The following is a 25,522-nucleotide window of genomic DNA, read 5'->3' on the forward strand; positions in this document are numbered from 1 at the left end:
AGCGTGAGGACATGATCCGGTTCGAGCAGGTCACCAAGCGGTATCCGGACGGTACGACGGCGGTGGACGACCTGAGTTTCGAGGTGTCCGAGGGTGAGCTGGTCACCCTCGTGGGCCCGTCGGGCTGTGGCAAGACGACGACGATGATGATGGTCAACCGGCTGATCGAGCCGACCTCGGGGCGGATCTTCGTGAACGGCGAGGACATCGCCGGCGTCGACCCGGTCCGGCTGCGGCGGCGCATCGGCTACGTCATCCAGCAGGTCGGGCTCTTCCCGCACCGCACGATCCTCGACAACACGGCGACCGTGCCCTCCCTGGTGGGCTGGAAGCGGGCGAAGGCGCGGGTGCGGGCCGCCGAGCTGCTGGATCTGGTGGGCCTGGACCCGAAGACGTACGGGCCGCGCTATCCGGAGCAGTTGTCGGGCGGTCAGCGGCAGCGGGTCGGGGTGGCGCGGGCGCTGGCCGCCGATCCGCCGGTGCTGCTGATGGACGAGCCGTTCGGTGCGGTGGACCCGGTGGTGCGGGAGCAGTTGCAGGAGGAGTTCCTGCGGATGCAGGCCGCGGTGCGCAAGACGGTGTTGCTGGTCACGCACGACATCGAGGAGGCCGTGCGGCTCGGTGACCGGATCGCCGTGTACGGACAGGGGCGGATCGAGCAGTTCGACACGCCCGGGGCGGTGCTGGGGCGGCCTTCGACGCCGTACGTGGCCGAGTTCGTCGGTGCGGACCGTGGGCTGAAGCGGCTGTCCGTCACGGAGATCGAGCCGGACGATCTGGAGCAGCCGCCGGTCGCGCGTCTGGACGAGCCGGGTGAGCGGGCGGCGGAGCGGTTGCGGGCCGAGGGGGCGCGGTGGGCCGTGGTGCTCGACGCGCACGGTGATCTGCACGGGTGGGTGGGTATCGACGATCTCGGTGCGGGTGCGTCGGTGGGTGACCGGGCGCGGCGGATGAACGCGTGGGTGCCGGTGGGGGCGCCCTTGAAGCAGGCGTTCGGGGTGATGCTCCAGCATGACGCGGGGTGGGTGGCCGTGGTGGACGGTTCGCGGTTCATGGGGGTGCTCACGCCGGCGAAGCTGCATGAGGCGCTGAGGCGGTCGGTGGACGCCGACGCGTTGGGAGTGGCGCGTGGGGAGGTGCCGTTCGACTCGGTCGCGGACGCGTAGGCGGGCATGCGTCGCCGTCACACAGTTGCTGCGCCGTCGTAGCTGGTCAGTGGCGTACGGCGGATCACGGGCATGCGGCGGAGCCGCACGGCACGGCCCCGCTCAGGTGCTCCCTGTCCGCTTGCGAGGTGTGTCCCGTCGGAGGATTCCGAAGGCCCACCGCTCGTTGAAGCCCGCGACGAAGCCGATGGCGCACCAGAAGGACCAGAACCGGGTGCCCGGGACGGCCTGTCCGGCCGGCAGGCAGACGTCGGCCGCCGTGGTCGGGATCTCGACGACCGGCACGATGCCGCCGCTGAGCACCAGGTAGACGGCCGTCGCGAGGATCCAGCCGACGAACACGCGGTAGACGCCCTCGTGACGCATCCGCCGGGCCAGCTGTCGGGCCGGTACCTGTGCGCTTCCCGGTCCTGTCGCCTGACGGCACGCCAGTTCCTCGGCACTGACCCTCAGCCGGACGAGCACGCTCAGCACCGCGCCCAGGGCGCCCACCCCGCCCGCGGCGAACACGCCCAGCAGGCCCCAGCGGTCGCCGCAGCCGAGGGTGACGCCGAGCAGGTGGAGGGCGGGCACACCGGCCAGGAGCGGGACGGCCAGCAGCAGCACCCCGGCGAGGGCGCCCAGGCCCAGGCCGACGTTGAGTCCCCGGGCCACGGCGGTGGCCCGGTCCTGCTCCAGCCAGGCGTGCACGTCGGCGAGTTCCTGGTCGAGGTAGCCACGCACGTAGTCGGCGGACTTCGGGCCGCTGTCGTCGAGCACGTTGCGCAGGGCCCTGGTCAGGGTCTGCCGCACGGCCTGGCGGGTCGTGCGGTCGAACGCGCACTGCGAGGTCCCGAGCGCCCGCTCCATCCCCAGGTGCTGCGCCGGGTACGCCTCGCAGAAGGCCTTGTAGGCCACCTCGTCGTCGGGTCGTCGTACCAGCTCCGCCAGCCGCACGGGCCGCCGCTCGATCTCCGCCCCGCCGAACATCTCTCTCGACCGACGCCACCATGGGCGCCGTCCCCCGTGGTTGTCCCCCATGAACCGGGTGTACCGGCCGCGCCCCGCCCCGTGAAGCCCCGTCATCGCACCAGTACGGTCACCGGCGTCACGGAGTCGTCACGTCAGCTGTAGACGATCGGGCAGCCGCGGCGCAGGGAGTGCTGGGCGGCACGCAGGTACACGGCGACGTAGAAGGCGGTGTCCAGGTCCTCGCCCCACGGTCCGGGCCGGGCGGCGGCCACCCGCTCGGCGTCGCCTTCGAGGAACCAGAAGGTGAGGTCGAGGTTGTCGCAGGTCTCGGGTATCTCGTCCAGCGGCAACCGCACGGCCTCGGCCAGCTGTTGCGCCAGGCCCAGGATCTTCGGGGCTCCGGCGATCACCGTGGTGTCGGAGTAGGGGGACTCCACCGGCAGTTCGATCTCCGTGTCGAGCGGCACCGGCACCAGTACCGACCAGTCGAGGAGGGACTCCGGCTCGCCGGGTGCCAGCCGTGCACGGGCCAACTCGAGGAAGCCCTGCATCGACGGCACCAGCTTCTCCTCGAACCGCTGCCCCGACCCGCGGTCGAACTCGGTCGCCTCGGGCACGGACTCGTACGGCGGCAGCCCCCGGCTGCGCAGCTCTTCGTTCAGCCCCGAGGCGACGGCCCCCCGGCCCTCCTCCTCGTCGGCGTCGAACCACTCCTGCGCGGCCACACTCACCAGATAGATCCCCATGCCCCGAAACGTACAGGGCAGCACTGACAACGCCCCCGCGCGTCACTTCAGCAGGCCCTTGTCCTCCAGGTAGTTCCGGGCCACGTCCGACGCCAACCGCCGCCAGCTGTCGACCTGTTGGTTCATCGACGCGAGGTCGGCCGTGGTCAGGACGTCGTTCAGTGCGCCCAGGGCCCTGGTGACACCCTCGGCGCCCGCGCGGGAGCGGTTCACCACCGGGACGACGTAGTCGGCGTTCTGGAGGTGCTTGTCGTCGGCCAGCAGCACCAGGCCGAAGTCGTCCAGCGTGGCGTCCGTCGTGGTCGTCAGCACCATCTGGTCCTGGCCGCTCTGCACGGCCCGTTTGGCCTGGGTCGTGCCGACGCCCTTGGGGTCGACACCGGTGACGTCGATGCCGTAGGTCTTCTTCAACCCCGGTTCGCAGTACGGCCGTTGCACGCACTCGTCGCCCGCCGCGAGCCGCACCTCAAGCCCCGAGGCGCCCAGGTCGCTCAGCGTCCTCAGCCGGTGCTCGCGGGCGTAGGACGCGCTCACGGCGAAGGCGTTCTGGTCGACCGCCCGGCCCGGGTCGAGGACGGTGAGGCCGCGCGGGGTCGCCAGTTTCCGCAGGGCCTTCATGGTGGCGTCGAGGTCAGGTGAGCCGACCGGCGGTGCGTCGGCGCCGTTGGTCTTGGCGTTGAGCCAGTCGGCGAAGGTGGCCGCGTACTCGGGCACGACGTCGATCTGACCGGACTCCAGGGCCGGTTCGTACAGTTCGCGGTTGGCGACGGTGAGCAGGGAGGTGTCGTATCCGGCCCGCTCCAGGAGCTGGGAGTACATCTGGGCGAGCAGGTCGCTCTCGGTGAACCCGGCGGACCCGATGGTCAGATGGTGGCTGTCGCCGGGCGGCGCGGTGACCTCGCCCTGGGTCTCCAGGGACGGGCCGGTCGAGCAGCCCGTGAGGAGCAGTGCGGCGGCCAGGGCTCCGGCGGCGCGTCTCATCGTGCCCCTCCCCTGGTCCACCGGGGCGCCAGGCGTTCCGCGGCCTCGAAGACCCCCTCCACCAGCAGCGCGAACAGGGCGACCAGCACCGCGCCGGCCACCACCTGGGGCGTGCTGGCGAGGTTGAAGCCCGCCGTGATGATCCGGCCCAGTCCGCCCCCGCCGGCGAGTGCGGCGATGGTGGCGGTCGCGACGAGCTGGACGGCGGCGATCCGGACGCCGTTCAGGACCATGGGGAGCGAAAGGGGCAGTTCCACGTGAAACATCACCTGTCGCCCGGTCATCCCCATCCCCTTCGCCGCCTGCACGGTGCTGCGGTCGACCTCGCGCATGCCGACGTAGGCGTTGGTGAGCAGCGGCGGCACGGCGAACAGCACCAGCGCCACGACCGTCGGACCCTCGCCCCACTTGCCCACGGGGGTCAGGAGCAGCAGCACCAGGACGGCGAAGGTAGGGACCGCGCGGCCGATGTTGGAGATGTTGACGGCGAGCGCGCCGCCCTTGCCCAGATGGCCCAGCACCAGGGCGACCGGCAGTGCGATCAGACAGCTGATCACCAGGCAGACCACGGTCAGGACGAGGTGCTGGAGCAGCCGGTGCCAGATGCCGTCCTCGCCGGCCCAGTGCGCGGAGTCGGCGAGCCAGTCCCAGGCGTCGGTCAGGGTGTCCATCGGCTCCCCCTGTTCATCGGCGTCGCCCCGTTCGTCGGCGTCGCCCTGCTCATCGGCGTCCCCTTCTTCATCCGCGCCCCTCGCTCATCCGCGCCCCTCGCTCATCCGCGAGCCGCCCTGGTCCACGGCGTCAGCAGCCGCTGTACGGCGAGCAGCAGGAGGTCGGCCGCGATCGCGATCACCACGCACAGCACCGACGCGGTGAGCACCTGCGCCTTGAAGTAGGTGTTCATGCCGGAGTAGATGAGGTTGCCGAGGCCGCCGTAGCCGACGATCGCGCCCACCGTGACCAGGGAGACCGCCGAGACCATGGCGATCCGCAGTCCGGCCATCGCGGCGGGCAGCGCGAGGGGCAGTTCGACGGTGAGCAGGAGGCGGATCGGGCCGTAGCCCATGCCCCGGGCGGCCTGCCGGGTCTCCTCGGGGACGGCGCGCAGTCCGGCGAGGATGTTCCGGACGAGCAGGGTCAGCGAGTAGAGGACCAGTCCGGCGACGACGAGGCTCGCGGAGAGGCCGTAGACGGGCAGGAGCAGGGAGAACATCGCCAGGGACGGGATCGTGTAGAGGATCGTCGTGACGGCGAGGACGGGTCCGGCCGCCCAGCCCCAGCGGCGGGCCAGCACCGCCAGGGGCAGGGCGACTACGAGTCCGAGGAGCACCGAGACCGCGGTCAGCTGAAGGTGCTGGAGCACCGCGTCGAGGAGGATGTGACGGCGGGAGCTCAGATACTCGCCGCAGATCCACTCGTTGCGCGCGAGGCAGTCGTCCGGGGGCGTGGTCACGCCTCCATTGCATCCGGCGGAACTCGGCGTCGGCGCGTTGTGGTGACCCGTACGAGGGTCACTCCTCGGTCAGCAGGAGCGTGGGGAGTGTCCCCTCCAGGATCGGCCGCCTGGGCAGGGTGAGACCGAAGTGCTCCTCAAGGATCTTGAGCGAGGCCCGGTGCACGGCACGGCGGTCCAGGTCGCCGTCGGGCAGTCCGGCGGCGGTGAGCCGTTCCCGGACGGCGGAGGAGACCGCCGGGTCGCCCTGGGGACTGCCGTGCGCCCAGCTGCCGTCCAGATACAGGTTGAACTCGCACACCAGGTTGTCGTCGTGGCGGTAGGCGAAGCGCGGGGGCACCGGCCTGCCGTTCTCCTCGTCGTACTCCAGGTGGTAGACGTGCAGGCCACCACGGTCGACCGGCCGTCCTCCGTGGCCGAACTCGCCTTGCCAGCCGCCGTACTTGATGACGTACGACCACTCGTCGAGCTCGCCGTGCCGCAGGGCGAGTCCCTGGAAGACGTCGTCGTACAGGCCTTCCAACAGGTCGTGCACTTGACGGCCGGTCAACTCCCCGATCGGGCGGGGCCGGTACGGTCTGCGGGCGGTCTCGACGATCCGTCTCGCCAGTGACTCCGATTCGAGGTCGGGGGCGATCACCACGCTGTAGCCGCCGTAGGCGATGGACTGGGGTTCGGCGAGCCAGGCTATTCCGTCGGTCATGGCGATCAACCCTGCCGTATCCGCCGGAGGGTGTCACTGAGTACACCCCCGAAGACGGGTTCTGCGCCCAATGTGCCCTGCCCGCCCGCTCCGTAGCTTCTTCAGCGAGGCACACGGAGTGCCGGACGAAGGGGGCGACGATGTTTCGCACAGGCTCACGACGCGACCACGACACGGGACCCGCCGCCGAGGCGCTGCGGCTGGTCAAGGTCAGCAGGGCGTACGGCTCGGACGACAGTGCCGTGACCGCGCTGGACGGGATCACGCTGAGCCTGGCCCGGGGCACCTTCACGGCGGTGATGGGGCCGTCGGGCTCGGGCAAGTCGACGCTGCTCCAGTGCGCGGCCGGGCTCGACCGGCCGGACAGCGGGATCGTACGGGTGGACGGCACGGAGCTGACGGGCGGCGGCGAGGCGGAGCTGACGCGGTTCCGGCGCGGCCGGGTCGGGTTCGTGTTCCAGCAGTACAACCTGCTGGAGACGCTGACGGTCGCGCAGAACACGGTGCTGCCGCTGAAACTCGCGGGGCGCGAGGTCGACCGGCGGCGGGCCCGGGAGGTCCTCACCTCCGTCGGGCTCGGGGACCGGCTCGGTCACCGCCCCGACCAGCTCTCCGGCGGTCAGCGGCAGCGTGTGGCGATCGCCCGCGCGCTGGTGACCGACCCGCGGGTGATCTTCGCCGACGAGCCGACGGGCGCCCTGGACACCCGCAGCGCCCGGGACGTGCTGCGGCTGCTCCAGGAGGCGGTGCGGGTGCACGGCAGGACCGTGGTGATGGTGACCCACGACCCGGTCGCCGCCTCCTACGCCGACTCGGTGCTGTTCCTGGCGGACGGCCGGCTCGCGGGCCGGATGGACGCCCCGACGCCGGACGCGGTGGCCGAGCGCCTCGCGCACCTGGGCGACGACATGACGGCGGGGGTGTGAACGATGTTCATGCTGGCGATGCGGTCGATACGGCAACGGCCCGGACGGTTCCTCGCGACCCTGCTGGCCGCCTTCCTGGGCGCGGGGATCATCATGACGTTCAACTCGCTGTACGACACGGCGGCCCGGCCCGGTGTCGACCCGGTGAGCGCCGGGACGCTGACGACCTCGGCGAGCGTGGTCGGCGGCTACGGCACCCTTCTGGTGTTCTTCGCCGTGGCCTCGACGCTGACGGTCAACGTCCGCCAGCGGGCGGGTGAGTTGGAGCTGCTGCGCTGCTCGGGGGCGACTCCGGGGCAGATCAGGCGGATGGTCGTGGGCGAGGCCGTGGCGGTGGCCCTGGTCGGGGCCGTGCTGGCGATCGGCCCGGCGATGCTCGGCGGGCGGGCCCTGCTGGACGCCTTCCAGGACAGCGGGCAGGTCGCTCGGAGCGTCGACCCCTCCTTCGGGCTCGTCGCGCTGATGTCGGGCGTCGACATCACCCTGGTCGCGGCGGCGGGCGCTGCCTTCCTCGCCGTACGACGGGCCACGCGCGGGCCGCGGCGGCGGGGGCGGGCACGGACGTTTCTCGCATACGGCGCTCTCGGCCTCGGTGCCGTGTCGGTGACCTCCACGTTCGCGTTCTCGGCGACGGACGAGGCGCTGATGGCGACACCGGCGTACGGGGCGATCCTGCTGTCCGTGGGGTTCGCGCTGCTCGCGCCGCGGCTGCTGAAGGCGGTCCTGGACCGGCTGCCGCTGACCGGTGCGAGCGGCTGGCTGGCCGTGCGGAACCTGCGCCGGCGGGCGGACCACCTCTCCGGGATCCTGATGTCGCTGATCCTGTTCACGGCGGTGTCCGTCGCGACGCTGTACATGCAGGGCGTGGAGAGCGACGCCGTGCGGGCCTCGGGCGCGGTGAAGAGTGTCGACGCGAAGAACCTGGAGACGCTGAACCTCACGGTCGTCGGGATCATCGTGGTGTTCGTCTGCGTGATGCTGGTCAACTCGCTGTACGCGGCGACGACTTACCGCGCCAGGGAGTTCGGGCAGCAGCGGCTCGCGGGGGCGACGCCGGGTCAGGTGCTGGGCACGGTGGGCGCGGAGGGGCTGATTTTCACGGCCGTCGGCATCTTCTTCGGTACGGTCGCGGCGCTGGCCGGGATCATTCCGTTCACCGTCGTCCGCACCGACTCGGTACTGCCCGACCAGGGGCTCGGCGTCTGGTGGGCGGTGGTGTCGGTCGCGGCGGCGGCGACGATCGGGACGAGCCTGGCCACGGCCCACCGGGTGCTGCGCGCTCCGGCGGTGACGGCGGTGGGGCTGGCCGCGTAGGAGGCGACCGGGCCCGGCGTGAAAGGTCCGAGGGCAGCCACCGACAGGTGGCTGCCCTCTCGTCATGCCACCCCGGCCGCGTCCAGCAGGGTCGTCACGGTCGCCGTGGTCAGTCCGTCCAGCGTCTCGATCCGGGCACCGGCGCGGGCGCTCGCCCCGTCGAAGACCAGCATCAACTGGCGTGCCAGGAAGTCGGGTTCGCGTGCGCCGCCCAGTTCCGCCTGGGCGCGGAACGCCTCCTGGAGTGTCCCCTTGGCAACGCGCGCGACCCTGCTCGCCGGATGCTCGGGGTCCTTCAGCTCGACCAGTGCGGCCAGATAGGGACAGCCCTCGTAGTCGGGCTCGGCCGCGAGCCGCTCCACGCGCCAAAAGACGTGCAGGATGCGCTCCCTCGGTGTGCCGGTCTCGTCCAGGCCTGCGGTGAGCCGGGCGGCATAGCCGGGAGCGCTGCGCTCCAGGCTGGCGGCGAGAAGTTCGTCCTTGCTCGCGAAGAGCTGGTACATCGACCGCTTGGAGACCCCGGCCGTGCGGCACAGCGCCTCCACGCCGATGGAGACGCCGTCGTGGTAGAAGAGCTCGGACGCCGCGTCGAGCAGCCGGTCTCTCGGGGACGCCTTGTCTGTCATGGCCATACTCGCGAGGTTACCTCCGCGGCCACCCACATGGAAACCGATCGGTATACCACGTGCCCCCGGCTCCGGAACCACGTGACAGATCGGGTGAACAAGCGCTTAGATAGTTGACGGATACGAGTACGCGCACCGCGCTGGAGGCCCCGTTGCTGTTCACATCCGTCGACGACGTCTCCGCGCGCCTCGCCGAGACCGGCTACCTCGCCTCGCCCGCGGTCGCCACGACCGTCTTCCTCGCCGACCGGCTCGGCAAGCCGCTCCTGGTGGAGGGCCCCGCCGGGGTCGGCAAGACGGAGCTGGCCAAGGCGGTGGCCGAGGTCGCGGGCGCCCGGCTGGTGCGACTCCAGTGCTATGAGGGCGTGGACGAGTCCCGGGCGCTGTACGAGTGGAACCACGCCAAGCAGCTGCTGCGGATCAGCGCGGGCCGGGACGAGACCTGGGACGAGGCCCGCACGGACATCTTCAGCGAGGAGTTCCTGCTCTCCCGGCCCCTGCTGACGGCGATCCGCGGCGACGAGCCCAAGGTCCTGCTGATCGACGAGACCGACAAGGCGGACGTCGAGGTCGAGGGCCTGCTCCTGGAGGTGCTCAGCGACTTCCAGGTCACGGTCCCCGAGCTGGGCACGATCACCGCGTCCCGCCGCCCCTTCGTCGTCCTCACCTCCAACGCCAGCCGCGAGCTGTCGGAGGCCCTGCGCCGCCGCTGTCTCTTCCTGCACATCGGGTTCCCGGAGGAGGAACTGGAGCGGCGGATCGTACGGCTGAAGGTGCCGGGCCTCGACGAGATGCTGGCCAGGTCCGTGGTGCGGGTCGTGGGCGCGCTCAGGGCCATGGACCTGCGCAAGGTGCCGTCCGTCGCGGAAACCATCGACTGGGCCCGCACGCTCCTCGCCCTCGGCGCGGACCACCTCGACGAGACCGTCGTACGGGACAGCCTGGGCGTGCTCCTCAAGCACCAGGACGACATCCTCAAGGCCGGGGCCAAGCTCGACCTGGACGCGGTGTGAGCACCGCCGAGCGACTGACCTCCCTGGTCGGCGCCCTGCGCGCGCACGGGGTGCGGATCGGCACGGGCGAGACCGTGGACGCGGCACAGGCGGTCGAGGCGCTGGGCCTCACGGACCGGGAGCTGCTGCGGGAGGGCCTGGCGGCGACGCTGCTGCACGGCACCGCCCAGCGGAAGGTGTTCGACCCGGTCTTCGACCTGTACTTCCCGCGCGGGGTCGGCGCGCCCGAGGAGTCCGCCGGGGACCGGGACGATCTGCGCGAGCGCCTGGCGAAGGCCCTCGCCGCGAACGACGAGACCCTGATGGGCCGCCTCGCGGTGGAGGCCGTCGACGGGTTCGGCGGATACGGCAACTCCCCCGCCTCGGACGGCTGGTCGTCGCACCAGACGCTCGACCGGCTGCGCCCGCAGACACTGCTCGCGCGCGTCCGCGACGACGTGCGGGGGCGGCAGGGCATGTCCGGGTTCACCGACCGGCTGCTGGAGGACGAGATCCGGCGGCGCATCGAGGCGTTCCGGGTGCTGGTGGCGGCGGAGGCCCGGCGGCGGGTCGCCGAGCGACGCGGCACGGACGAGATCGCCCGGCGCGCGGTCGCCCCGACCACCGACCGGGTCGACTTCCTGTTCGCCGGGAAGGACCGGCTGGCCGAACTGCGGCGCACGGTCCAGCCGTTGGCCCGCAAGCTCGCCACCCGGCTGGCGGCCCGCCGCCGCCGTGCCTCGCGGGGCAGTATCGATCTACGGCGGACTCTGCGCGGTTCGCTGTCGACGGGCGGGGTGCCGATGAAGCCGGTGCTGCGCAGGCGCCGGCCCGCCCGGCCCGAACTGGTGCTGCTGTGCGACGTGTCGGGCTCGGTGTCGGGGTTCTCGGACTTCACGATGCTGCTGGTGCAGGCGCTGCACGACCAGTTCAGCAAGGTGCGGGTGTTCGCCTTCGTCAACCGGCTCGACGAGGTCACCCGTCTCCTGCGGCACGGCGCGGCCGACCCGGAGGGCCTCGGCGCCCGCATCCGCGCCGAGGCCACGCTCACGGGCTGGCACGGCAGCAGCGACTACGGCGTCGCGCTCGGCGAGTTCACGTCCCTGTACGGCGACGCGCTGAGCCCGCGCACGACGGTGTTCGTGCTCGGCGACGCCCGCACCAACATGAGCGACCCGAACCTGTCGGCCGTACGGGAGATCACCGAACGGGCGCGCCGCGTCTACTGGTTGAACCCGGAGGCGTGTGCGCAGTGGGGCACGGGCGACTCGGCGGCTCATGACTACGCGGAGTTGGTGGAGATGCACGAGTGCCGCAATGTCGTGCAGCTCAGTGCGCTGGTGGGGCGGCTGCTGCCGATCTGACGGGACGCGCTGGACGCCGTCCGCGCCGGGCTGAGAGAACCCGGCCGTCCGCGAGGGATGCTGCCGGCCGCACGACCATCTGGTCGACACCGAGTCGATGCGCGAGCTCACCGCCATGGCCGACGACCCCGACGCCCGGGTGCGGATCGCCGTCTTCCACGCACCGGCCTGCGACCGGTGCAAGGGTGCTACCTGCGCGCCTGGCGCCGAGCTGGTTCCGGAGCCCGCGTCGCGGCACCCGGCCGATGATCCCGATCCGCGGGCGCGGGCCGGGGCTGCCGAACCGGTGGGGAGGTTCGCCCACACCGACCCCGCACCGACCCCCGCACCGACCCCCGTGCCGTCGCCGCGCTGGAGGCCGGCCGTGCCGGGGACCCGAGTCCGGCGGTGCGGAGGAAGGCGGGCCGGTACGCGCCCGGCGGGAGCATCCACCGGCGGACCGCGCCGCCCGCGTCCAGGTGGGTCAGACCGCCAACTGCGGGTACAGCGCCCCGAGATCGGCGGCGAGACCGGCCTTGACCTGGCGGGTCAGGTCGTCCGCGAGCACCTCGAAGGCGCCGGACTCGATGCCGTCGAGGGCCTGCGCGGCGACGCTCTCGGGCGTGACCTTCGGGGCGTCGATCTCCGCGGCCATGTCCGTGTCGACGTATCCGACGTGCAGGCCGGTGACCTCGATGCCGCGCGGCCTCAGGTCCAGGCGCAGGGAGTTGGTCTGGGACCACAGGGCGGCCTTGGAGGCGCTGTAGGACCCGGCGACGCCGAGCCAGGAGAGCACCGAGTGGACGTTCAGGATGTGGCCGCCGCCGTTGCGCTCGATGACCGGGACGAAGGCGCGGGTCACGAGGAGCGGGCCGTAGAAGTTGGTCTCGAACTCGCGGCGCACATCCTCGACGGGGGCGTCCAAGAAGCTCGCCTTCACCGACGCGCCCGCGTTGTTGATCAGCAGGGTGACGTCCTGGGCCTGCTCGGCGGCGGCCGCGACGGAGGCGGGGTCGCTCACCTCCAGGGCCAGCGGCACGGCGTCAGGGTGGGTCACGGTCCGCGGGTCGCGCGCGGTGGCGTACACCTTCTTCGCGCCGCGCTCGTACAGGGCGGCCACCAGGGCCCGGCCGATACCACGGCTGCCGCCGGTGACGAGGGCGACGGAACCTTCGATGGTGGTCATGCGAGTCTCCAGGAACGTCGAAAAACCGATCGGTTTACGTACGTTCCACAGAGTAAACCGATCGGTTTCAGGTGGCAAGGCCGACGCCTTTCCCTACGCTCCGCAGTGACGGAGGGGGGTCCCATGAAGGCGGTCGTCCAGGACCGGTACGGCTCAGTGGACACACTGGAGTTGCGGGAGGTCGAGCAGCCGGCGCCGGCCGCCGGGGAGGTGCTGGTACGGGTGCACGCGGCCTCGGTCAACGCCTACGACTGGCACTACCTGCACGGCGACCCGAAGATCGCCCGGCTGGCGTTCGGGCTGCGCGCGCCGAAGGTGCGCATCAGGGGGCGGGACTTCGCGGGCCGGGTCGAGGGCGTCGGCCCCGGCGTCGAGGGACTGCGCCCCGGTGACGAGGTGTACGGCGAGACGGACGGCAGCTTCGCCGAGTACGTGTGCGCCAAGGACAGCGAGACCGACCTCAAGCCGGCCCACCTCACCTTCGAGCAGGCGGCCGCGATGCCGCTGGCGGCGAACACCGCGCTCATGGGGCTGCGGGACGTGGCGGGCCTCAAGGCGGGGCAGTCCGTCCTGGTCAACGGGGCGTCGGGCGGTGTGGGCACCTTCGCCGTGCAGATCGCCAAGGCGTTCGGCGCCGAGGTGACCGGGGTGTGCAGCTCGCGCAACGCCGAACTCGTCGGATCGCTCGGGGCGGACCAGGTCGTCGACTACGGCCGGGAGGACTTCACCCGGGCCGGACACCGCTACGACGTCCTGCTGGACCTGGTCGGCAACCGGTCACTGCGCGACCTGCGGCGCGCGACGGCTCCGACGGGCACGATCGTGCTGTCCGGCGGGGGCGTGTTCGAGGGCGGCAGCGTACTGGGCCCGATACGGCTGGTGGCACGGGGACAGCTCGCCTCTCCCTTCATCCGGCAACGCGTGGCCCAGCTCCCGGCGAAGGCGAGCAAGGAGAACTTCGCGACACTCCGAGAACTCGCCGAGGCGGGCAAGATCGCCCCGGTCGTCGAACGGACCTACCCGCTGACCGAGACGGCCGAGGCCATCCGTCACCTGGAGGTGGAGCACGCGCGGGCGAAGATCGTCCTCACTGTGTGAGCGTCACCGCATGAGAGTGAGCGTCACCGCATGAGACGCCCCGCGTGACTGAGACACCCGGGTGCGCGACGAGCGTGCCCCAGGGTCGTCCCAGGCGCACAGCCGCCCCCGCGCCTCACCTCTCCTTCGCGTAGTCCTTCGCCATGCCACCGGCGAAGTCGTAGACCACGCACTGTTCGTCGCCGACGACCCAGGCGTCGTGTCCCGGTGCCGCCACGAAGATGTCGCCGGGGCCCACCTCGCCCTCGCCGCCGTCGTCCATGACGATGTGCATGCGGCCCTGGACCACATAGCCGTTGTGGTGGACCTCGCAGCTCCTGGTCCCCGCGATGGGGGCCACCGACTGGGACCAGCGCCAGCCGGGCTCGAAGGTGCCCACGGCGAAGTCCAGTCCCGTCATGTGGACCGCTTCGAGATGCCCCTTGGGGAAGTCCCTGCGTTCGTCCGGCTTGTCCAGCGTCTTCACCTCGAGCATGACGGCTCTCCCTTCCGGCCGTGTCCGTCACGGCCGGGGCCGGTCTCCGTCTCCCGCCCGTCGCGGGCGGCACCGGCGGGGTCCGAGCCCCACCACTCCATGGTCCGCCTGTCCAGTCGGCACTGCCATTCGAGTGAACGAGCCGGCTCGTTCGGCCCGGTCAGTCCTCGCAGGCGCACAGCCGCGCGAACCGCTCCGCGTCGACGTTGCCGCCCGAGACGATCACCCCGACCCGGTCCGGCAGGTCGCTCACCCGGCCGCTGAGCAGGGCGGCCAGCGGGGTCGCGCCGCTCGGTTCGACGACCATCTTCAGCCGCTCGAAGGCGAACCGCATGGCCGCGCGGATCTCGTCGTCGGAGACCAGCGCGATCTCGTCGACCAAGCGCCGGTTCACGGAGAAGGTCAGCTCGCCGGGCGTGGGCAGGGCCTGTCCGTCGGCGATGGTCTTCGGCACCGGGACGCTGACGCGCCGCCCCGCCTCCAGGGACCGCCTGGTGTCGTCACCGGCCTCGGGTTCCACGCCGATCATGCGGATGCCCGGGTGCGCGCCCTTGGCCGCGGTCGCGCTCCCCGCCATCAGCCCACCGCCCCCGACCGGAGCGAGCAGAGCACCCAACTCCCCCGTTTCTTCTAGGAGTTCGAGGGCCGCCGTACCTTGTCCGGCCATCACGTGCGGGTGATCGTACGGCGGGATGAGCGCCAGGCCCCGCTCGGCGGCCAGGGCCCCGGCGATGGCCTCGCGGTCGCCGGTGTAGCGGTCGTAGGTGACGATCTCGGCGCCGTAGCCCTCGGTGGCCACCCGCTTGGAGCGCGGGGCGTCCTCGGGCATGACGATCACGGCGGTGGTGCCGAGCTCTCGGGCGGCGAGGGCGACGGCCTGGGCGTGGTTGCCCGAGGAGTACGCGGCGATGCCCCGGGCCAGCTGGTCCGGGGTCAGCCGGGAGGCCGCGTTGTAGGCGCCGCGGAACTTGAAGGCGCCGACGCGCTGGAAGTTCTCGCACTTCAGAAAGGTCTCGGCGCCGACCAGGGTGTCGAGGGTCCGCGAGCGCAGCACGGGTGTGCGGTGGGCGACGCCCTTGAGCCGGGCGGCGGCGTCCAGGATGTCGTCCAGGGTGACCGGTGGGGTGGTGGTCGTCACGAGGGTCCTCCGGAGTGCGCCTGTTTGCGGGACTGGGCCAGATAGCTGTAGGCGGAGGCGCGGGAGATGCCGAGCCGGCCGGCGACCTGCTCGATCGCGCGCCGCACCGCGAACACCCCCCGTTCGTCCAGGCTCCGGAAGAGGTCCAGGCGCCCCGCGCGGTCGAGCAGGGCCCACGACTGGTGCCGGTGGGTGTCGAGCATGACGTCGACGACGGAGTCGATGTCGTCGCCGAAAGTGGTGACGGGAGGTTCGGCGGGGGTCGCGCCGATCCCGGCCAGCGCTCCCAGCAGGGCGTGGACCTCGCTCGCCGCCCCGATGTCGACGTTGACGCACAGGGCACCGAAGACCGCGCCCGAGGAGTCCCGCAGCGGCATCGTCGACGACTTGACCAGCTTGCCGGTGTCGGTTCTGGTCACGTAGTTCAGCTCGTCGCCCGCCTCGTCCCCGCGGGCGACCATCCGCAGGCCGATCTGGCTCATCGCCCCGCCCACCGCGCGCCCCGTCACCGAGCCGGCGATGGCCACGACCGACTTCTCCGGGTTCCGGTAGTCGTGGAGCACCACCTCGCACACCGGGCCGAAGGTCGCCACGATGCCGTCGACGACCGGTGTGAGCGCGGCGAGGATCGCGTCCCGCTCCGCCTCCATCACATCCTCCCGTCTCCAACCGTCCGACCAGACTAGCAATCCATCCGTTGGACCACCAGTCCAATCCCGTCACCCCTTCGGGTGTTTGTCCATGGATCTTGACGGCCCGGATGTTACCGGTAACATTCATGTTCATGTCCTTGCTGACGGCACCGCACGGTCCGCGACCGGGACCCCGTCGCCGTGCCCCGCAACGGCATGACGGTCTGTCCACTGTCGGCGTCCGTCAGGGAGTTGGCGCCCCACTTGTCCGCCGGTACCGGTCTGTTCACTTCGAAGGGATGCCCGCATGCCCGCTCTGACGACGTCCTCCGACGGTTTCCTCCTGCACGGCGAGCCGTTCCGGATCATCTCCGGGGCCATGCACTACTTCCGCATCCACCCCGACCAGTGGACCGACCGGCTGCGCAAGGCCCGGCTGATGGGCCTCAACACCATCGAGACCTATCTGCCGTGGAACCTCCACGAGCCGGAGCCGGGCACCCTCGTCCTGGACGGTCTCCTCGATCTGCCGCGCTGGCTGCGGCTGGCCCAGGACGAGGGACTCAACGTCCTGTTGCGCCCCGGCCCGTTCATCTGCGCCGAGTGGGACGACGGCGGTCTGCCGGCCTGGCTGCTCGCCGACCACGACATCCGGCTGCGCAGCAGCGACCCCCGCTTCACAGCGGCGTTCGACGGCTATCTCGACCAACTGCTGCCGGTGCTGCGGCCGTTCATGGCGGCGCACGGCGGTCCGGTGATCGCCGTGCAGGTGGAGAACGAGTACGGGGCCTACGGCGACGACACCGCGTATCTCAAGCACGTCCACCAGGCGCTGCGGGACCGGGGCGTGGAGGAGCTGCTGTACACCTGCGACCAGGCCAACGCCGAGCATCTGGCGGCCGGTACCCTCCCGGGCACGCTCGCCACGGTCACCTTCGGCAGCCGGGTCGAGGAGAACCTGGCCGCGCTCCGCGCCCATCAGCCCCAAGGTCCCCTGATGTGCTCGGAGTTCTGGGTCGGCTGGTTCGACCACTGGGGCGGCCCGCACCATGTGCGCCCGGCCGCCGACGCCGCGGCCGACCTGGACCGGCTGCTGTCGGCGGGCGCCTCGGTCAACATCTACATGTTCCACGGCGGCACCAACTTCGGCTTCACCAACGGCGCCAACCACAAGCACGCCTACGAACCCACCATCACGTCCTACGACTACGACGCCCCGCTCACCGAGAGCGGTGACCCCGGCCCCAAGTACCACGCGTTCCGCGAGGTCATCGCCCGCCGCACGGGCGTACCCGAGGAGCCGGCCCCGGCGCCCGCGCCCAAACTCCCCGTCACCGACGTCGACCTGGACCACCGGGCGCCGCTGCTGCCGTACGTCCGCGGGCTCTCCGCGGTGAGCACCGAGGCGCCGGTGACGATGAACGAGCTGGGCCTGCACACGGGTTACGTGCTCTACCGCACCACGCTGCCCGGCTCGGGCGACGGCCTGCTGCACTTCCCCGGCGGGGTCGGGGACCGCGCCCAGGTGTTCGTGGACGGCGCCGCCGCCGGCGTACTGGAGCGGGAACGGCACGACGAGACGCTGTCCGTGCGGGTGCCGCATGCGGACGCCGTGCTCGAAGTGCTCGTGGAGAACATGGGCGGGGTCAACTACGGGCCGCGGATCGGGGCGCCCAAGGGGCTGCTCGGACCGGTGTCCTTCCGGGGCGACGAGCTACGGGGCTGGGAGGCGCGGGCGGTGCCGGTCGACGACCTGGCCGGCGTGCCGTTCGGGCCGTCGGACGCGGCCACGGACTCCGTGCCCGCGTTCCACCGGGGCACCTTCGAGGTGGACACCCCGGCCGACACCTTCCTCGCCCTGCCCGGCTGGACGAAGGGGCAGGCCTGGGTCAACGGCTTCCACCTGGGCCGCTACTGGAACCGGGGCCCGCAGCACACGCTGTACGTACCCGCCCCCGTCCTGCGCCCCGGCGCCAACGAACTCGTGCTCCTGGAACTGCACGCCACCACCGCCACGCGCGCCCAGCTCACCGACACGCCCGACCTCGGACCGGAGACCGACTGATGAGCCGCCCGCACCACCTACGTGTCCCCTCCCCCGCCGGGCCTCCGCTGACCGGGCATCTGCCCTTCACGGACGCCCCGGGGGTGCCCGACCCGATCGAGGTCACCAGCCGCTGGCTCACCCGTGGCGGCCGCCCCTGGTTCCCGGTCTCCGGCGAGTTCCACTACTCCCGCCACCCCGCCGGGGAGTGGGAGGAGGAGCTGCTGAAGATGAAGGCGGGCGGGGTCACCGCCGTCGCGAGCTACCTCATCTGGATCCACCACGAGGAGGCCGAGGGCCGGCTCCGCTTCGACGGCGACCTCGACCTGCGCCGCTTCGCCGAACTGTGCGCCCGGCACGGCCTGGACTTCATTCCGCGCGTCGGCCCCTGGTCGCACGCCGAGGTGCGCAACGGCGGCCTGCCCGACTGGCTGATGGCCCGCGACTGCGTGCCCCGCACCGACGATCCCGCCTATCTGGCGGCCGTACGGCCGTGGTTCGCGGCGATCGCCGAGCAGTTGAGCGGCCTCGACCGGGCGCACGGCGGCCCGATCGTGGCCGTCCAGATCGAGAACGAACTCTACGACCAGCCCGGCCATCTGCTGACGCTGAAGCGCATGGCCCAGGAGGCCGGACTCAGCGCACCCCTGTGGACCTCGACCGCCTGGGGCGGGGTCCGACTCCCGCCGGACGAACTGCTTCCGCTGTACGGCGGCTACACCGAGGCCTTCTGGACCGAGGCCGACGGCGGCTGGCCCGACACCTGCCGCAAGCACTTCTTCTTCACCCACCAGCGCGACGACGAGGGCATCGGATCCGACCTGCGCCCGACGACCGTGCGCGGCAGCGAGCCGGACGCCTTCGCGGACCGGTTCCCCTGGGCCACCTGCGAGTTGGGCGGCGGCATGGCGGTGTCGTACCACCGGCGGCCGTACGTCGACCCCGACGACATCGGCGCCCTCGGCCTCACCAAGATCGGCTGCGGCTCGGTCTGGCAGGGCTACTACATGTTCCACGGCGGCACCAACCCGGCGGGCGAGCTGAGCACCCTCCAGGAGTCGCACGCCACCGGCTACCCGAACGACCTGCCGGTCCTGACGTACGACTTCCAGGCCCCGCTCGGCGAGTACGGCCAGTACCGGCGCACGTATCACGAACTCCGGCTCCAGCACTTGCTGTTGGCGGACTTCGGGGAGCTGATCGCGCCCATGGGGTCGGCGTTGCCGGAGGTCCGGCCGGACGGGCAGTCCGACCGGGACACCCTGCGGTGGGCGGTGCGCGGTGACGGCGCCTCGGGCTTCCTGTTCGTCAACAACCACCAGCCGCACGAGCCGCTTCCGGAGCACCGGGACACCTCATTCACGGTCGAATTCACTGACGCGCAGAGCGAGTTGACCCTGCCCAGTACTCCCGTCACGGTCCCGTCCGGCGCCTACTTCTGCTGGCCGCTCCGGCTGGAGGTGGCCGGGCTGCGGCTGGAGTGGGCCACGGCCCAGCCGGTGTGCACGGTCGGCGTGGACGGCCGTACGGTCCTGGTGCTGGCCGCGACGGACGGCATCGCGCCCGAACTCGCCCTGGACACGGGCACGGTGGCGGCGGTCCGCACTCCCACCGGCACCGTCACCCCGGTCGGCGACCGGCTCCTGGTGACGGGGCTGCGCCCCGGCACCGACGCCCTCGTCGAGGTGGACACCGCGGACGGTGGCCGGGTCGGCCTGCTGGTGCTGGACGCGGCGACGGCCCGTACCGTCTACCGGGGCGAGGCGTGGGGTGCCGAGCGGCTGGTGCTGTGCGGGGACGGGGTGGTCTTCGACCGGGACGAGGTGCGGCTGCACGGCTCGGGGGCGGCGACGTCGTTCGCCGTGCTGCCCGCGCCTGAGCGGGTGCCCCTGGTGGACGGGGTGGCTGCGGAGGCGGTCGCGGACGGGGTGTTCACCCGTTACGCGGTCCCGGCGGACGGTGTGGACTCCGCCGTCGGCATCGCCCTCGTCCGGGCCGCCGGTCCCGCGCCCGAGACCGTGACCGGTGTGCTGGGCCGGGCGAGCGCGCCCGACGGCAAGTACTTCGACACCGTGGCCGCCGAGTACCGCGTCGAGGTGCCGGACGACCTGCCGCCCGGGACGCTGCTGCGGCTGCGGTGGAGCGGGGACGTCGGGCGGGCGTACGTGGGCGACACGCTCGTCGCGGACCAGTTCTTCGCGGGACGGGTCTGGGACATCGGCATGGACCGGCTGCCCGCGAACACCCCGCGCACCGAGGGTCTGCGGGTGCGGGTGCTTCCGCTGCACGCGCAGGCGCCGGTGTACCTGCCCGAGCAGGCGGACGGTGAGCGGGGGCAGGCCGTCGTCACGCACGCCGAGTGGGTCACCCGGCGCACCTGGTCGGTGCGGGCGGGCTGACCTGCCGAGAGACCCGGTGCCGCCGCCGGGTCCTCGCGACCGGCCCGCCTATGCTGTGCCACCGGGCGGGCCGGGACCGCCGTAGAACCGTCACCCCCCATGTCGAGGAAACCGCCACCATGACGCCAAGCGCCGCCGAGGGAGCCGTGCCGAAGGGGCGCAGCCGCCGCAACTTCGCCGGTGCGCGTCCGGTGATGGACGACGTGGCCCGGCTGGCCGGGGTCTCCAAGCAGACCGTGTCCCGGGTGCTCAACGAACATCCGTCGGTCCGCCCCGAGACCCGCGAGGCGGTGCTGACGGCGATGCGGACGCTCGGCTACCGGCCCAGCCGCAGCGCGCGTTCGCTGGCCAGCGGACGGACCCGGATGGTCGGGGTCATCTCGTTCGACGCGGCCCGCTACGGCCCGGCCGCGATCCTGACCGCGATCAACACCGCGGCCCAGGAGGCGGGTTACCTGCTGAGCTCGATCTCCCTGGACACGGCCGAGCGGGACACGGTGGTCGAGGCGGTCGACCGGCTGTCGGCCGAGGGCGCGGACGGGGTGATCGCCATCGCCCCGCAGCTGTGGGTGGGCCACACCCTGGCGGAGACCCGGATCGACACCCCGCTGGTGGTGCTGGAGAACGGCTTCGATACGGAGACCGAGCAGGTCACCGGCGACTCGCGGGCCGGGGCGCGCAAGGCCACCGAGCATCTGCTCGGGCTCGGGCACCGGACCGTCTGGCACATCGCGGGCCCGAGCGGCTGGACCTCCGCCGACCACCGGCTGACGAGCTGGCGGTCCACCCTGGAGGCGGCCGGCGCTCCGGTGCCCGAGCCGCTGTTCGGCGACTGGAGCGCCGACTCCGGCTACCACCTGGGCCGCCGACTGGCCCGGCGGACGGATGTCAGCGCGGTGTTCGTCTCCAACGACCAGATGGCCCTCGGTGTCCTGCACGCCTTCCACGAGGCCGGCCGTTCGGTGCCGGGCGAGATCAGCGTGGTGGGGTACGACGACATCCCCGAGGCCGCGCATCTGCTGCCGCCGCTGACGACCGTGCGCACCGACTTCGCGGAGATCGGCACCCGGTCCCTGCGGCTCCTGCTCAGCCGTATCGACGAGAACGCCGAGCCCCCGGGGCCCGAGTCGCTGGTCCCGGTCGACCTCGTGGTCCGCGCGAGCAGCGGCCCGGCGGCCGGCAACTGACTTCCGGGCCTCCCCGCGCTACATCCCCGTGGAGGCCCGCACGATCATGTCGATGGGCAGGGTGCGGGTGGTGCCCGGTGGGGCCTCGCCGGAGAGGATCTCGCACAGCAGCCGGGCGCATTCCGCGCCCATTTCGCGTGGCCGCAGGTCGAGCGCCGTGATCGGCGGTTCCGCGGTCCGCATCGCCTGGCTGTCGACGCAGGACGCCAGGAGCAAGTCCGCGCCGACCGTGCGGCCCGCGGCCCGGATCTCGGGCAGGACGGCCGCGGCGGCCCCGTCGGCCGCGCACAGGATCGCGTCGGTCTCGGGTGTGTCGGCGAGCATCTTCCGTACGACGCCCCGCAGCACCTCCGGCGTGGAGCCGAAGGGCGCCTTGCCGAGGTGGCGGGGGATGCCGTGCCCGGCGCACCAGCGGGTGTAGGTGCGCTGGAGGGTGAGGGACCAGTCGGAGGTGGTGTCGGAGGCGACGAACGCCGGTCTGCGCGCCCCCGACGTGCGCAGATGGTCGAGGAGTCCGGTCATGGACGTCTGGTGGTCGGACCGGACGACGCCGGTGGGCGGTCTGTCGCCGATGTAGCGCTCGGCCGTGACGACCGGCAGACCGGTGTTCATCAGCTGGTCGACGACCGGGTCCTCGGCGACCGGGTCGCACAGGACGAGCCCGTCGGCCTGCGGGACCGTGCCGCGCTGCGGGAGCCGGCCGGAGGAGACCAGGGTGACGTTGAGGCCGGCACGGGCGGCCTGTTCGGCAACGCCGAAGACGAACGACATGTAGTACTCGGCGCTGGTGAGGAACTCCGGGATGTGCAGCGCGATGGTGTCCGTCACGGAGGTGCGCAGGCTGCGGGCGCTGCGGTTCGGCGCGTATCCGAGGCGCCGGGCGGCGTCCAGGACGGTCCGCCGGGTCGCGTCGGAGACCCGGCCGTGGCCGCGCAGCGCGTCCGACGCGGTGGTCTTGGCGACGCCGGCCGCGCGGGCGACGTCGGCGATGGTGGCGGGCGCGTCCGGTCCGGTCGGCGGGCGGGGAGTCCTGGACGGCCGCACGGGTCACCAGCCGTAAGTCAGCACGTCGTCCAGCGCGGCAACGAACACGTCGGCGCTCTCCCTGGTCAGGCACAGCGGCGGCTTGATCTTCAGTACGCACTGCCGGTCCGAGGTCGGCTGGACGATCACCCCGAGCTCCCGCAGCCGGTCGCAGATCGCGGCGGTCTCCTCGGTGGCCGGCTCCAGGCTCTCGGCATCCCGCACGAACTCGACGCCCAGGTAGAGGCCGGAGCCGTGCACGGCACCGATCAGCGGGTGCCGGACGGCGAGTTCCTCCAGCCGCCCCTTCAAGTACCCGCCGACGTCAAGGGCGTTGTCCTGGAGCCGTTCGTCCCGCAGGACGTCCAGCACGGTCAGCCCGACCACACTGCTGACCGGGCTGCCGCCGGCCGAGGAGAAGAAGTAGCCCTGGCTCCGGTAGGCGTCGGCGATCTCGCGCCGGGTGATCACGGCCCCGAGCGGATGCCCGTTGCCCATCGCCTTGGCCACGGTGACGATGTCCGGCACTACTCCCTGCTGCTCGAACCCCCAGAAGTGGGTGCCGAGTCGGCCGTATCCGACCTGTACCTCGTCGGCGATGCACAGCCCGCCGACGGCACGCGTGGCTTCGTAGACCTGGCGGAGGTAGCCGTCCGGGAGGGGGATGCCGCCCGCGTTGCCGTAGAAGGGTTCGCAGATGAACGCGGCGGGCCGGTGGCCCTGTTCGGCGAGTTCGGTGATCCGTGCGGCGGCCTCGGGGCCGTACCGTCGCGCCTCCGTGCCTCGGTGCCGACCGCGGTAGGAGTTGGGGGCGGTGACCGTGTGGACCCAACTGGGCCGTGATGAGGGGGCGTTGGGGTTGTCGGCGATCGAGGTGGAGACCGCGTCGCCGGCGTACGTCCAGCCGTGGTACGCCTCCTCGACCGCCACCGTGTCCTGCCGTCCGGTCGCCGCCCAGGCCAGCCGCAGGGCGAGGTCGACCGCCTCGGAGCCGCTGTTGACGAGGAAGACGGTGTCGAGGTCCCGGGGCAGCAGTGCGGTGAGCCGTTCGGAGAGGTCCACCACCGAGCCGTAGTGGAAGCGGGAGTTGGTGTTCAGGCGACGCCACTGGGCGTGCACGGCGTCGCTCAGCGCGGGGTGTCCGTGGCCGAGGATTGTCACGTTGTTGAGCATGTCGAGATAGCTGCGGGCGTGGGTGTCGACGAGGTGGTGGCGCCAGCCGCGCTCGATGCGGGGCGGCTGGTCGTAGTAGTGCTCCTGGACGGTGGCGAAGGCGTGTTCGCGGCGGGCCAGGAGGTCGCCGTCCGTCGCCGGTTCCTCGTCAGGGGCCGTCGCCGGTTCCTCATCAGGGGCCTTGGTGACGAACAGGCCGGTCGGGTCCGGGCTCACCGCGAGCCAGCCGTCGGACAGGTCCGGCCGGACGAACCTCGGCGGGCGGTGGTCGCCCAGCGTGCACAACTGGAGCCCGAGCGCGTGCTCGCCGTACGACTCGGCGACGGTACCGAGCAGTTCACCGGCGGCGACCGGGCCGGGGGCGACCCGGCTGTCCACGTCGTGGACCCAGAGGGTGTGCCCCTCCCCCGACAGGGCCAGGGTGCCGTCGGTGTCGCGGGAGAGCGTGCCGGACCAAGGCGCGTGGACGTCCAGCGGGCCGGGCAGGTACAGCTCCACTCCGAGGGCACAGGTCGCCCCGCCGGTCGTGGTGTCGACCGCCGTCCGGGTCAGGCGGTGTTCGCCGTGCCGGGTGCGGACGGCCGCCCGCCCGGAGGCCAGGACGGCGTCGGCCAGGGCGACTTCGGCGCCGGGGTCGAGCCAGCGGCCCGTGTGCAGCTCCTCGTTCTCCGGCGAGAGGTCGAGCGCGGGTATGTCGTCGGGCAGGTCCGGCAGCATCCGGTGGGCGGGCACGATCTCCGCCCGGGGCAGGGGCCGGCCGAGTGCCGACGCGAGCTGGGCCGCCATGACCTGAGCCGGTACCGAGACGGCGGACTCGAACATGGCCCACTCCCGGTCCAGGGCGGCGGACGCGTAGCCGTTGCCGGGGTCCTGGAGGACGTCGTACTGCCCGCTGACCACCATGACGGCCGAGCGCAGCACGACGAGCGGCCACAGTACGACCAACTCCGCTTCCGTGAGCGGGCGTTCGGCGTCGAAGGCGCGGACCGCGGGGAGGACGGACGCGGGCCCGGCGCCGTGGTGATGCAGTACGGAGGTGCAGGTGACCGCGAGTTCGGCGACGGTCCAGCCGGTGCCGAGGTCGCCGAAGTCGATCACTCCGACGGGCATCCGCCGGCCGTCCCTCGCCCTCTCGCAGACGACGTTGTTGTCGGTGACGTCGCCGTGGACGAACTGCACCGGCAGAGCGTCGGCATGGGGTTCCACCAGCGCGTACGCACTCCGGGCCGCGGTCAGGACCTGGTCGGCGCGGACGCGGTCGGGCCACTGCGGGGCGAGCGTCTCGACGACCGCGAGGGCGTTGCGCAGGTCCCAGGGGCGGAAGCGGTCGGTCTCCGGCGCGGTGAAGTCGGCGAGGCCCGCGGCGATCCGACCGGCGAGTCCGCCGAGCCGGGCGACGACGGCGGGCGCGAGATAGCGGCTGTCCATGATCGGCTCACCCGGCACGAACTCCAGGAGCCGACAGGAGAGTTGGGCGCCCTCCGCGGCGAACGGCTGCACCACGTCACCGTCGGTCCCGGGCCGGGCCAGGGGCAACCGCAGCTCCGGCAGCGCGGCGGCGAGGTGCTCGACGACAGCGCACTGGGCGCGCAGTTCGGCGGGCCCGGTGGCGGGGTTGGCGACCTTGAGGACGTACTCCCCCGTCTCCCCGCGCACCCGGTAGTTGCGGTCCTGTTGGCTGCCCAGGTCCCGCAGGGTGCCCCGCACCCCGAACCGGTCCGCCAGCACGGCCGCCGCGGCGCCCTCGTCGATCGGTGCGACCGGCCGCACCAGCCAGTCCGTGGACGGAAGGCCCATGACTCGCTCCGCTTCCGCGGCGACGCGCCGCTCCCCTGCCGGAACGTTCCGGCACGCTGTTCGACGACGGTAGGCGGCTGTGTGGGGTGTGGTCAACGGCCGGTTCGCCGCACCCGCGGTGTGGTGGGAGGGGTGCGGCTCGGTCAGACCTGCGGTGGGGTGGAAGGGG

General features: G+C 72.2%; 22 protein-coding genes. 9 read left to right on the plus strand and 13 right to left on the minus strand.

Translation table 11 applies throughout. From position 1 onward, the window contains the following. Positions 1 to 11 precede the first annotated feature (11 nt). Positions 12 to 1,166, plus strand: a complete 1,155-nt coding sequence (locus tag G3I78_RS27090) for a betaine/proline/choline family ABC transporter ATP-binding protein (RefSeq protein ID WP_164429113.1) — start codon at positions 12 to 14, stop codon at positions 1,164 to 1,166. 102 nt (positions 1,167 to 1,268) lie between these two features. Here G3I78_RS27090 and G3I78_RS27095 read toward each other — a convergent pair whose 3' ends face one another. The 6 genes from G3I78_RS27095 to G3I78_RS27120 form a co-directional block, all read right to left on the minus strand. Next, entirely contained in the window at positions 1,269 to 2,186 is a 918-nt protein-coding gene (locus G3I78_RS27095) for a hypothetical protein (protein ID WP_164429115.1), read from the minus strand. Between the two features lie 83 nt (positions 2,187 to 2,269). Then, the gene (locus G3I78_RS27100) at positions 2,270 to 2,863 is read right to left on the minus strand and encodes a hypothetical protein (protein ID WP_164429117.1); all 594 of its coding nucleotides are present in this window, start codon (positions 2,861 to 2,863) and stop codon (positions 2,270 to 2,272) included. Positions 2,864 to 2,905: 42 nt separating this feature from the next. Continuing rightward, positions 2,906 to 3,844, minus strand: coding sequence for an ABC transporter substrate-binding protein (locus G3I78_RS27105; RefSeq protein WP_164429119.1), 939 nt, complete (start codon positions 3,842 to 3,844; stop codon positions 2,906 to 2,908). After that, positions 3,841 to 4,515: an ABC transporter permease gene (locus G3I78_RS27110; RefSeq protein ID WP_164429121.1), complete on the minus strand. Its 675-nt coding sequence runs from the start codon at positions 4,513 to 4,515 to the stop codon at positions 3,841 to 3,843. Before G3I78_RS27110 ends, G3I78_RS27105 begins: the two co-directional genes overlap by 4 nt. Positions 4,516 to 4,616: 101 nt before the next feature. After that, complete coding sequence (locus G3I78_RS27115; protein ID WP_164429123.1) at positions 4,617 to 5,297, minus strand: ABC transporter permease; 681 nt, start codon at positions 5,295 to 5,297, stop codon at positions 4,617 to 4,619. Between the two features lie 58 nt (positions 5,298 to 5,355). Continuing rightward, complete coding sequence (locus tag G3I78_RS27120; RefSeq protein ID WP_164429125.1) at positions 5,356 to 6,000, minus strand: hypothetical protein; 645 nt, start codon at positions 5,998 to 6,000, stop codon at positions 5,356 to 5,358. Between the two features lie 140 nt (positions 6,001 to 6,140). Between G3I78_RS27120 and G3I78_RS27125 the strand changes: the two genes are divergently transcribed. Together G3I78_RS27125 and G3I78_RS27130 are read left to right on the plus strand one after the other, a co-directional pair. Further along, positions 6,141 to 6,926 (plus strand): ABC transporter ATP-binding protein, encoded by a 786-nt coding sequence (locus G3I78_RS27125; RefSeq protein ID WP_164429127.1) that lies wholly within the window; start codon positions 6,141 to 6,143, stop codon positions 6,924 to 6,926. Between the two features lie 3 nt (positions 6,927 to 6,929). After that, positions 6,930 to 8,240, plus strand: a complete 1,311-nt coding sequence (locus G3I78_RS27130) for an FtsX-like permease family protein (RefSeq protein ID WP_164429128.1) — start codon at positions 6,930 to 6,932, stop codon at positions 8,238 to 8,240. A 62-nt stretch (positions 8,241 to 8,302) separates the two neighbouring features. On the opposite strand, the gene G3I78_RS27135 is transcribed toward G3I78_RS27130, so the two are convergent. After that, a complete protein-coding gene (locus G3I78_RS27135) occupies positions 8,303 to 8,872 on the minus strand; it encodes a TetR/AcrR family transcriptional regulator (RefSeq protein WP_164429131.1) in 570 nt (189 codons plus the stop codon). Positions 8,873 to 9,021: 149 nt separating this feature from the next. Between G3I78_RS27135 and G3I78_RS27140 the strand changes: the two genes are divergently transcribed. Together G3I78_RS27140 and G3I78_RS27145 are read left to right on the plus strand one after the other, a co-directional pair. Then, the gene (locus G3I78_RS27140; RefSeq protein WP_164429466.1) at positions 9,022 to 9,879 is read left to right on the plus strand and encodes a MoxR family ATPase; all 858 of its coding nucleotides are present in this window, start codon (positions 9,022 to 9,024) and stop codon (positions 9,877 to 9,879) included. Then, positions 9,876 to 11,222, plus strand: a complete 1,347-nt coding sequence (locus G3I78_RS27145; RefSeq protein WP_164429133.1) for a VWA domain-containing protein — start codon at positions 9,876 to 9,878, stop codon at positions 11,220 to 11,222. Before G3I78_RS27140 ends, G3I78_RS27145 begins: the two co-directional genes overlap by 4 nt. A gap of 463 nt (positions 11,223 to 11,685) precedes the next feature. Here G3I78_RS27145 and G3I78_RS27150 read toward each other — a convergent pair whose 3' ends face one another. After that, positions 11,686 to 12,387, minus strand: coding sequence for an SDR family oxidoreductase (locus G3I78_RS27150; RefSeq protein WP_164429135.1), 702 nt, complete (start codon positions 12,385 to 12,387; stop codon positions 11,686 to 11,688). 123 nt (positions 12,388 to 12,510) lie between these two features. Here G3I78_RS27150 and G3I78_RS27155 point away from each other — a divergent pair, with 123 nt between their 5' ends. After that, complete coding sequence (locus tag G3I78_RS27155) at positions 12,511 to 13,485, plus strand: NAD(P)-dependent alcohol dehydrogenase (RefSeq protein ID WP_164429137.1); 975 nt, start codon at positions 12,511 to 12,513, stop codon at positions 13,483 to 13,485. Positions 13,486 to 13,600: 115 nt separating this feature from the next. Here G3I78_RS27155 and G3I78_RS27160 read toward each other — a convergent pair whose 3' ends face one another. From G3I78_RS27160 to G3I78_RS27170, 3 genes are all read right to left on the minus strand, one after another. Continuing rightward, entirely contained in the window at positions 13,601 to 13,960 is a 360-nt protein-coding gene (locus tag G3I78_RS27160; protein WP_164429139.1) for a cupin domain-containing protein, read from the minus strand. Positions 13,961 to 14,120: 160 nt separating this feature from the next. Next, positions 14,121 to 15,098, minus strand: coding sequence for a threo-3-hydroxy-L-aspartate ammonia-lyase (locus G3I78_RS27165; RefSeq protein WP_164429141.1), 978 nt, complete (start codon positions 15,096 to 15,098; stop codon positions 14,121 to 14,123). After that, entirely contained in the window at positions 15,095 to 15,748 is a 654-nt protein-coding gene (locus G3I78_RS27170; protein WP_164429143.1) for a PAS domain-containing protein, read from the minus strand. Before G3I78_RS27170 ends, G3I78_RS27165 begins: the two co-directional genes overlap by 4 nt. A 289-nt stretch (positions 15,749 to 16,037) precedes the next feature. Here G3I78_RS27170 and G3I78_RS27175 point away from each other — a divergent pair, with 289 nt between their 5' ends. The 3 genes from G3I78_RS27175 to G3I78_RS27185 all read left to right on the plus strand — a co-directional run bounded on the left by G3I78_RS27175 (position 16,038) and on the right by G3I78_RS27185 (position 21,360). Then, complete coding sequence (locus G3I78_RS27175; protein ID WP_164429144.1) at positions 16,038 to 17,795, plus strand: beta-galactosidase; 1,758 nt, start codon at positions 16,038 to 16,040, stop codon at positions 17,793 to 17,795. After that, complete coding sequence (locus tag G3I78_RS27180; RefSeq protein WP_164429145.1) at positions 17,795 to 20,173, plus strand: beta-galactosidase; 2,379 nt, start codon at positions 17,795 to 17,797, stop codon at positions 20,171 to 20,173. Before G3I78_RS27175 ends, G3I78_RS27180 begins: the two co-directional genes overlap by 1 nt. 119 nt (positions 20,174 to 20,292) lie before the next feature. Further along, positions 20,293 to 21,360 carry a LacI family DNA-binding transcriptional regulator gene (locus tag G3I78_RS27185; protein ID WP_164429146.1) on the plus strand — a complete coding sequence of 356 codons (1,068 nt, stop codon included), beginning with the start codon at positions 20,293 to 20,295 and terminating at the stop codon, positions 21,358 to 21,360. 18 nt (positions 21,361 to 21,378) lie between these two features. On the opposite strand, the gene G3I78_RS27190 is transcribed toward G3I78_RS27185, so the two are convergent. Both G3I78_RS27190 and G3I78_RS27195 read right to left on the minus strand, forming a co-directional pair. Then, positions 21,379 to 22,404: a LacI family DNA-binding transcriptional regulator gene (locus tag G3I78_RS27190; protein ID WP_164429147.1), complete on the minus strand. Its 1,026-nt coding sequence runs from the start codon at positions 22,402 to 22,404 to the stop codon at positions 21,379 to 21,381. A gap of 3 nt (positions 22,405 to 22,407) precedes the next feature. After that, a complete protein-coding gene (locus tag G3I78_RS27195) occupies positions 22,408 to 25,353 on the minus strand; it encodes an aminotransferase (RefSeq protein ID WP_164429148.1) in 2,946 nt (981 codons plus the stop codon). Positions 25,354 to 25,522 lie beyond the last annotated feature (169 nt).

The organism is Streptomyces sp. SID13726 (genome assembly GCF_010548375.1).
Lineage (GTDB): Bacteria > Actinomycetota > Actinomycetes > Streptomycetales > Streptomycetaceae > Streptomyces.

Excerpts from the sequence above, each read along its gene's own strand:
- G3I78_RS27090 (WP_164429113.1), top strand. The coding sequence starts at position 12 with ATGATCCGGTTCGAGCAGGTCACCAAGCGGTATCCGGACGGTACGACG.
- G3I78_RS27095 (WP_164429115.1), bottom strand. The coding sequence starts at position 2,186 with ATGGGGGACAACCACGGGGGACGGCGCCCATGGTGGCGTCGGTCGAGA.
- G3I78_RS27100 (WP_164429117.1), bottom strand. The coding sequence starts at position 2,863 with ATGGGGATCTATCTGGTGAGTGTGGCCGCGCAGGAGTGGTTCGACGCC.
- G3I78_RS27105 (WP_164429119.1), bottom strand. The coding sequence starts at position 3,844 with ATGAGACGCGCCGCCGGAGCCCTGGCCGCCGCACTGCTCCTCACGGGC.
- G3I78_RS27110 (WP_164429121.1), bottom strand. The coding sequence starts at position 4,515 with ATGGACACCCTGACCGACGCCTGGGACTGGCTCGCCGACTCCGCGCAC.
- G3I78_RS27120 (WP_164429125.1), bottom strand. The coding sequence starts at position 6,000 with ATGACCGACGGAATAGCCTGGCTCGCCGAACCCCAGTCCATCGCCTAC.
- G3I78_RS27125 (WP_164429127.1), top strand. The coding sequence starts at position 6,141 with ATGTTTCGCACAGGCTCACGACGCGACCACGACACGGGACCCGCCGCC.
- G3I78_RS27130 (WP_164429128.1), top strand. The coding sequence starts at position 6,930 with ATGTTCATGCTGGCGATGCGGTCGATACGGCAACGGCCCGGACGGTTC.
- G3I78_RS27135 (WP_164429131.1), bottom strand. The coding sequence starts at position 8,872 with ATGGCCATGACAGACAAGGCGTCCCCGAGAGACCGGCTGCTCGACGCG.
- G3I78_RS27150 (WP_164429135.1), bottom strand. The coding sequence starts at position 12,387 with ATGACCACCATCGAAGGTTCCGTCGCCCTCGTCACCGGCGGCAGCCGT.
- G3I78_RS27155 (WP_164429137.1), top strand. The coding sequence starts at position 12,511 with ATGAAGGCGGTCGTCCAGGACCGGTACGGCTCAGTGGACACACTGGAG.
- G3I78_RS27160 (WP_164429139.1), bottom strand. The coding sequence starts at position 13,960 with ATGCTCGAGGTGAAGACGCTGGACAAGCCGGACGAACGCAGGGACTTC.
- G3I78_RS27170 (WP_164429143.1), bottom strand. The coding sequence starts at position 15,748 with ATGGAGGCGGAGCGGGACGCGATCCTCGCCGCGCTCACACCGGTCGTC.
- G3I78_RS27175 (WP_164429144.1), top strand. The coding sequence starts at position 16,038 with ATGCCCGCTCTGACGACGTCCTCCGACGGTTTCCTCCTGCACGGCGAG.
- G3I78_RS27180 (WP_164429145.1), top strand. The coding sequence starts at position 17,795 with ATGAGCCGCCCGCACCACCTACGTGTCCCCTCCCCCGCCGGGCCTCCG.
- G3I78_RS27185 (WP_164429146.1), top strand. The coding sequence starts at position 20,293 with ATGACGCCAAGCGCCGCCGAGGGAGCCGTGCCGAAGGGGCGCAGCCGC.
- G3I78_RS27195 (WP_164429148.1), bottom strand. The coding sequence starts at position 25,353 with ATGGGCCTTCCGTCCACGGACTGGCTGGTGCGGCCGGTCGCACCGATC.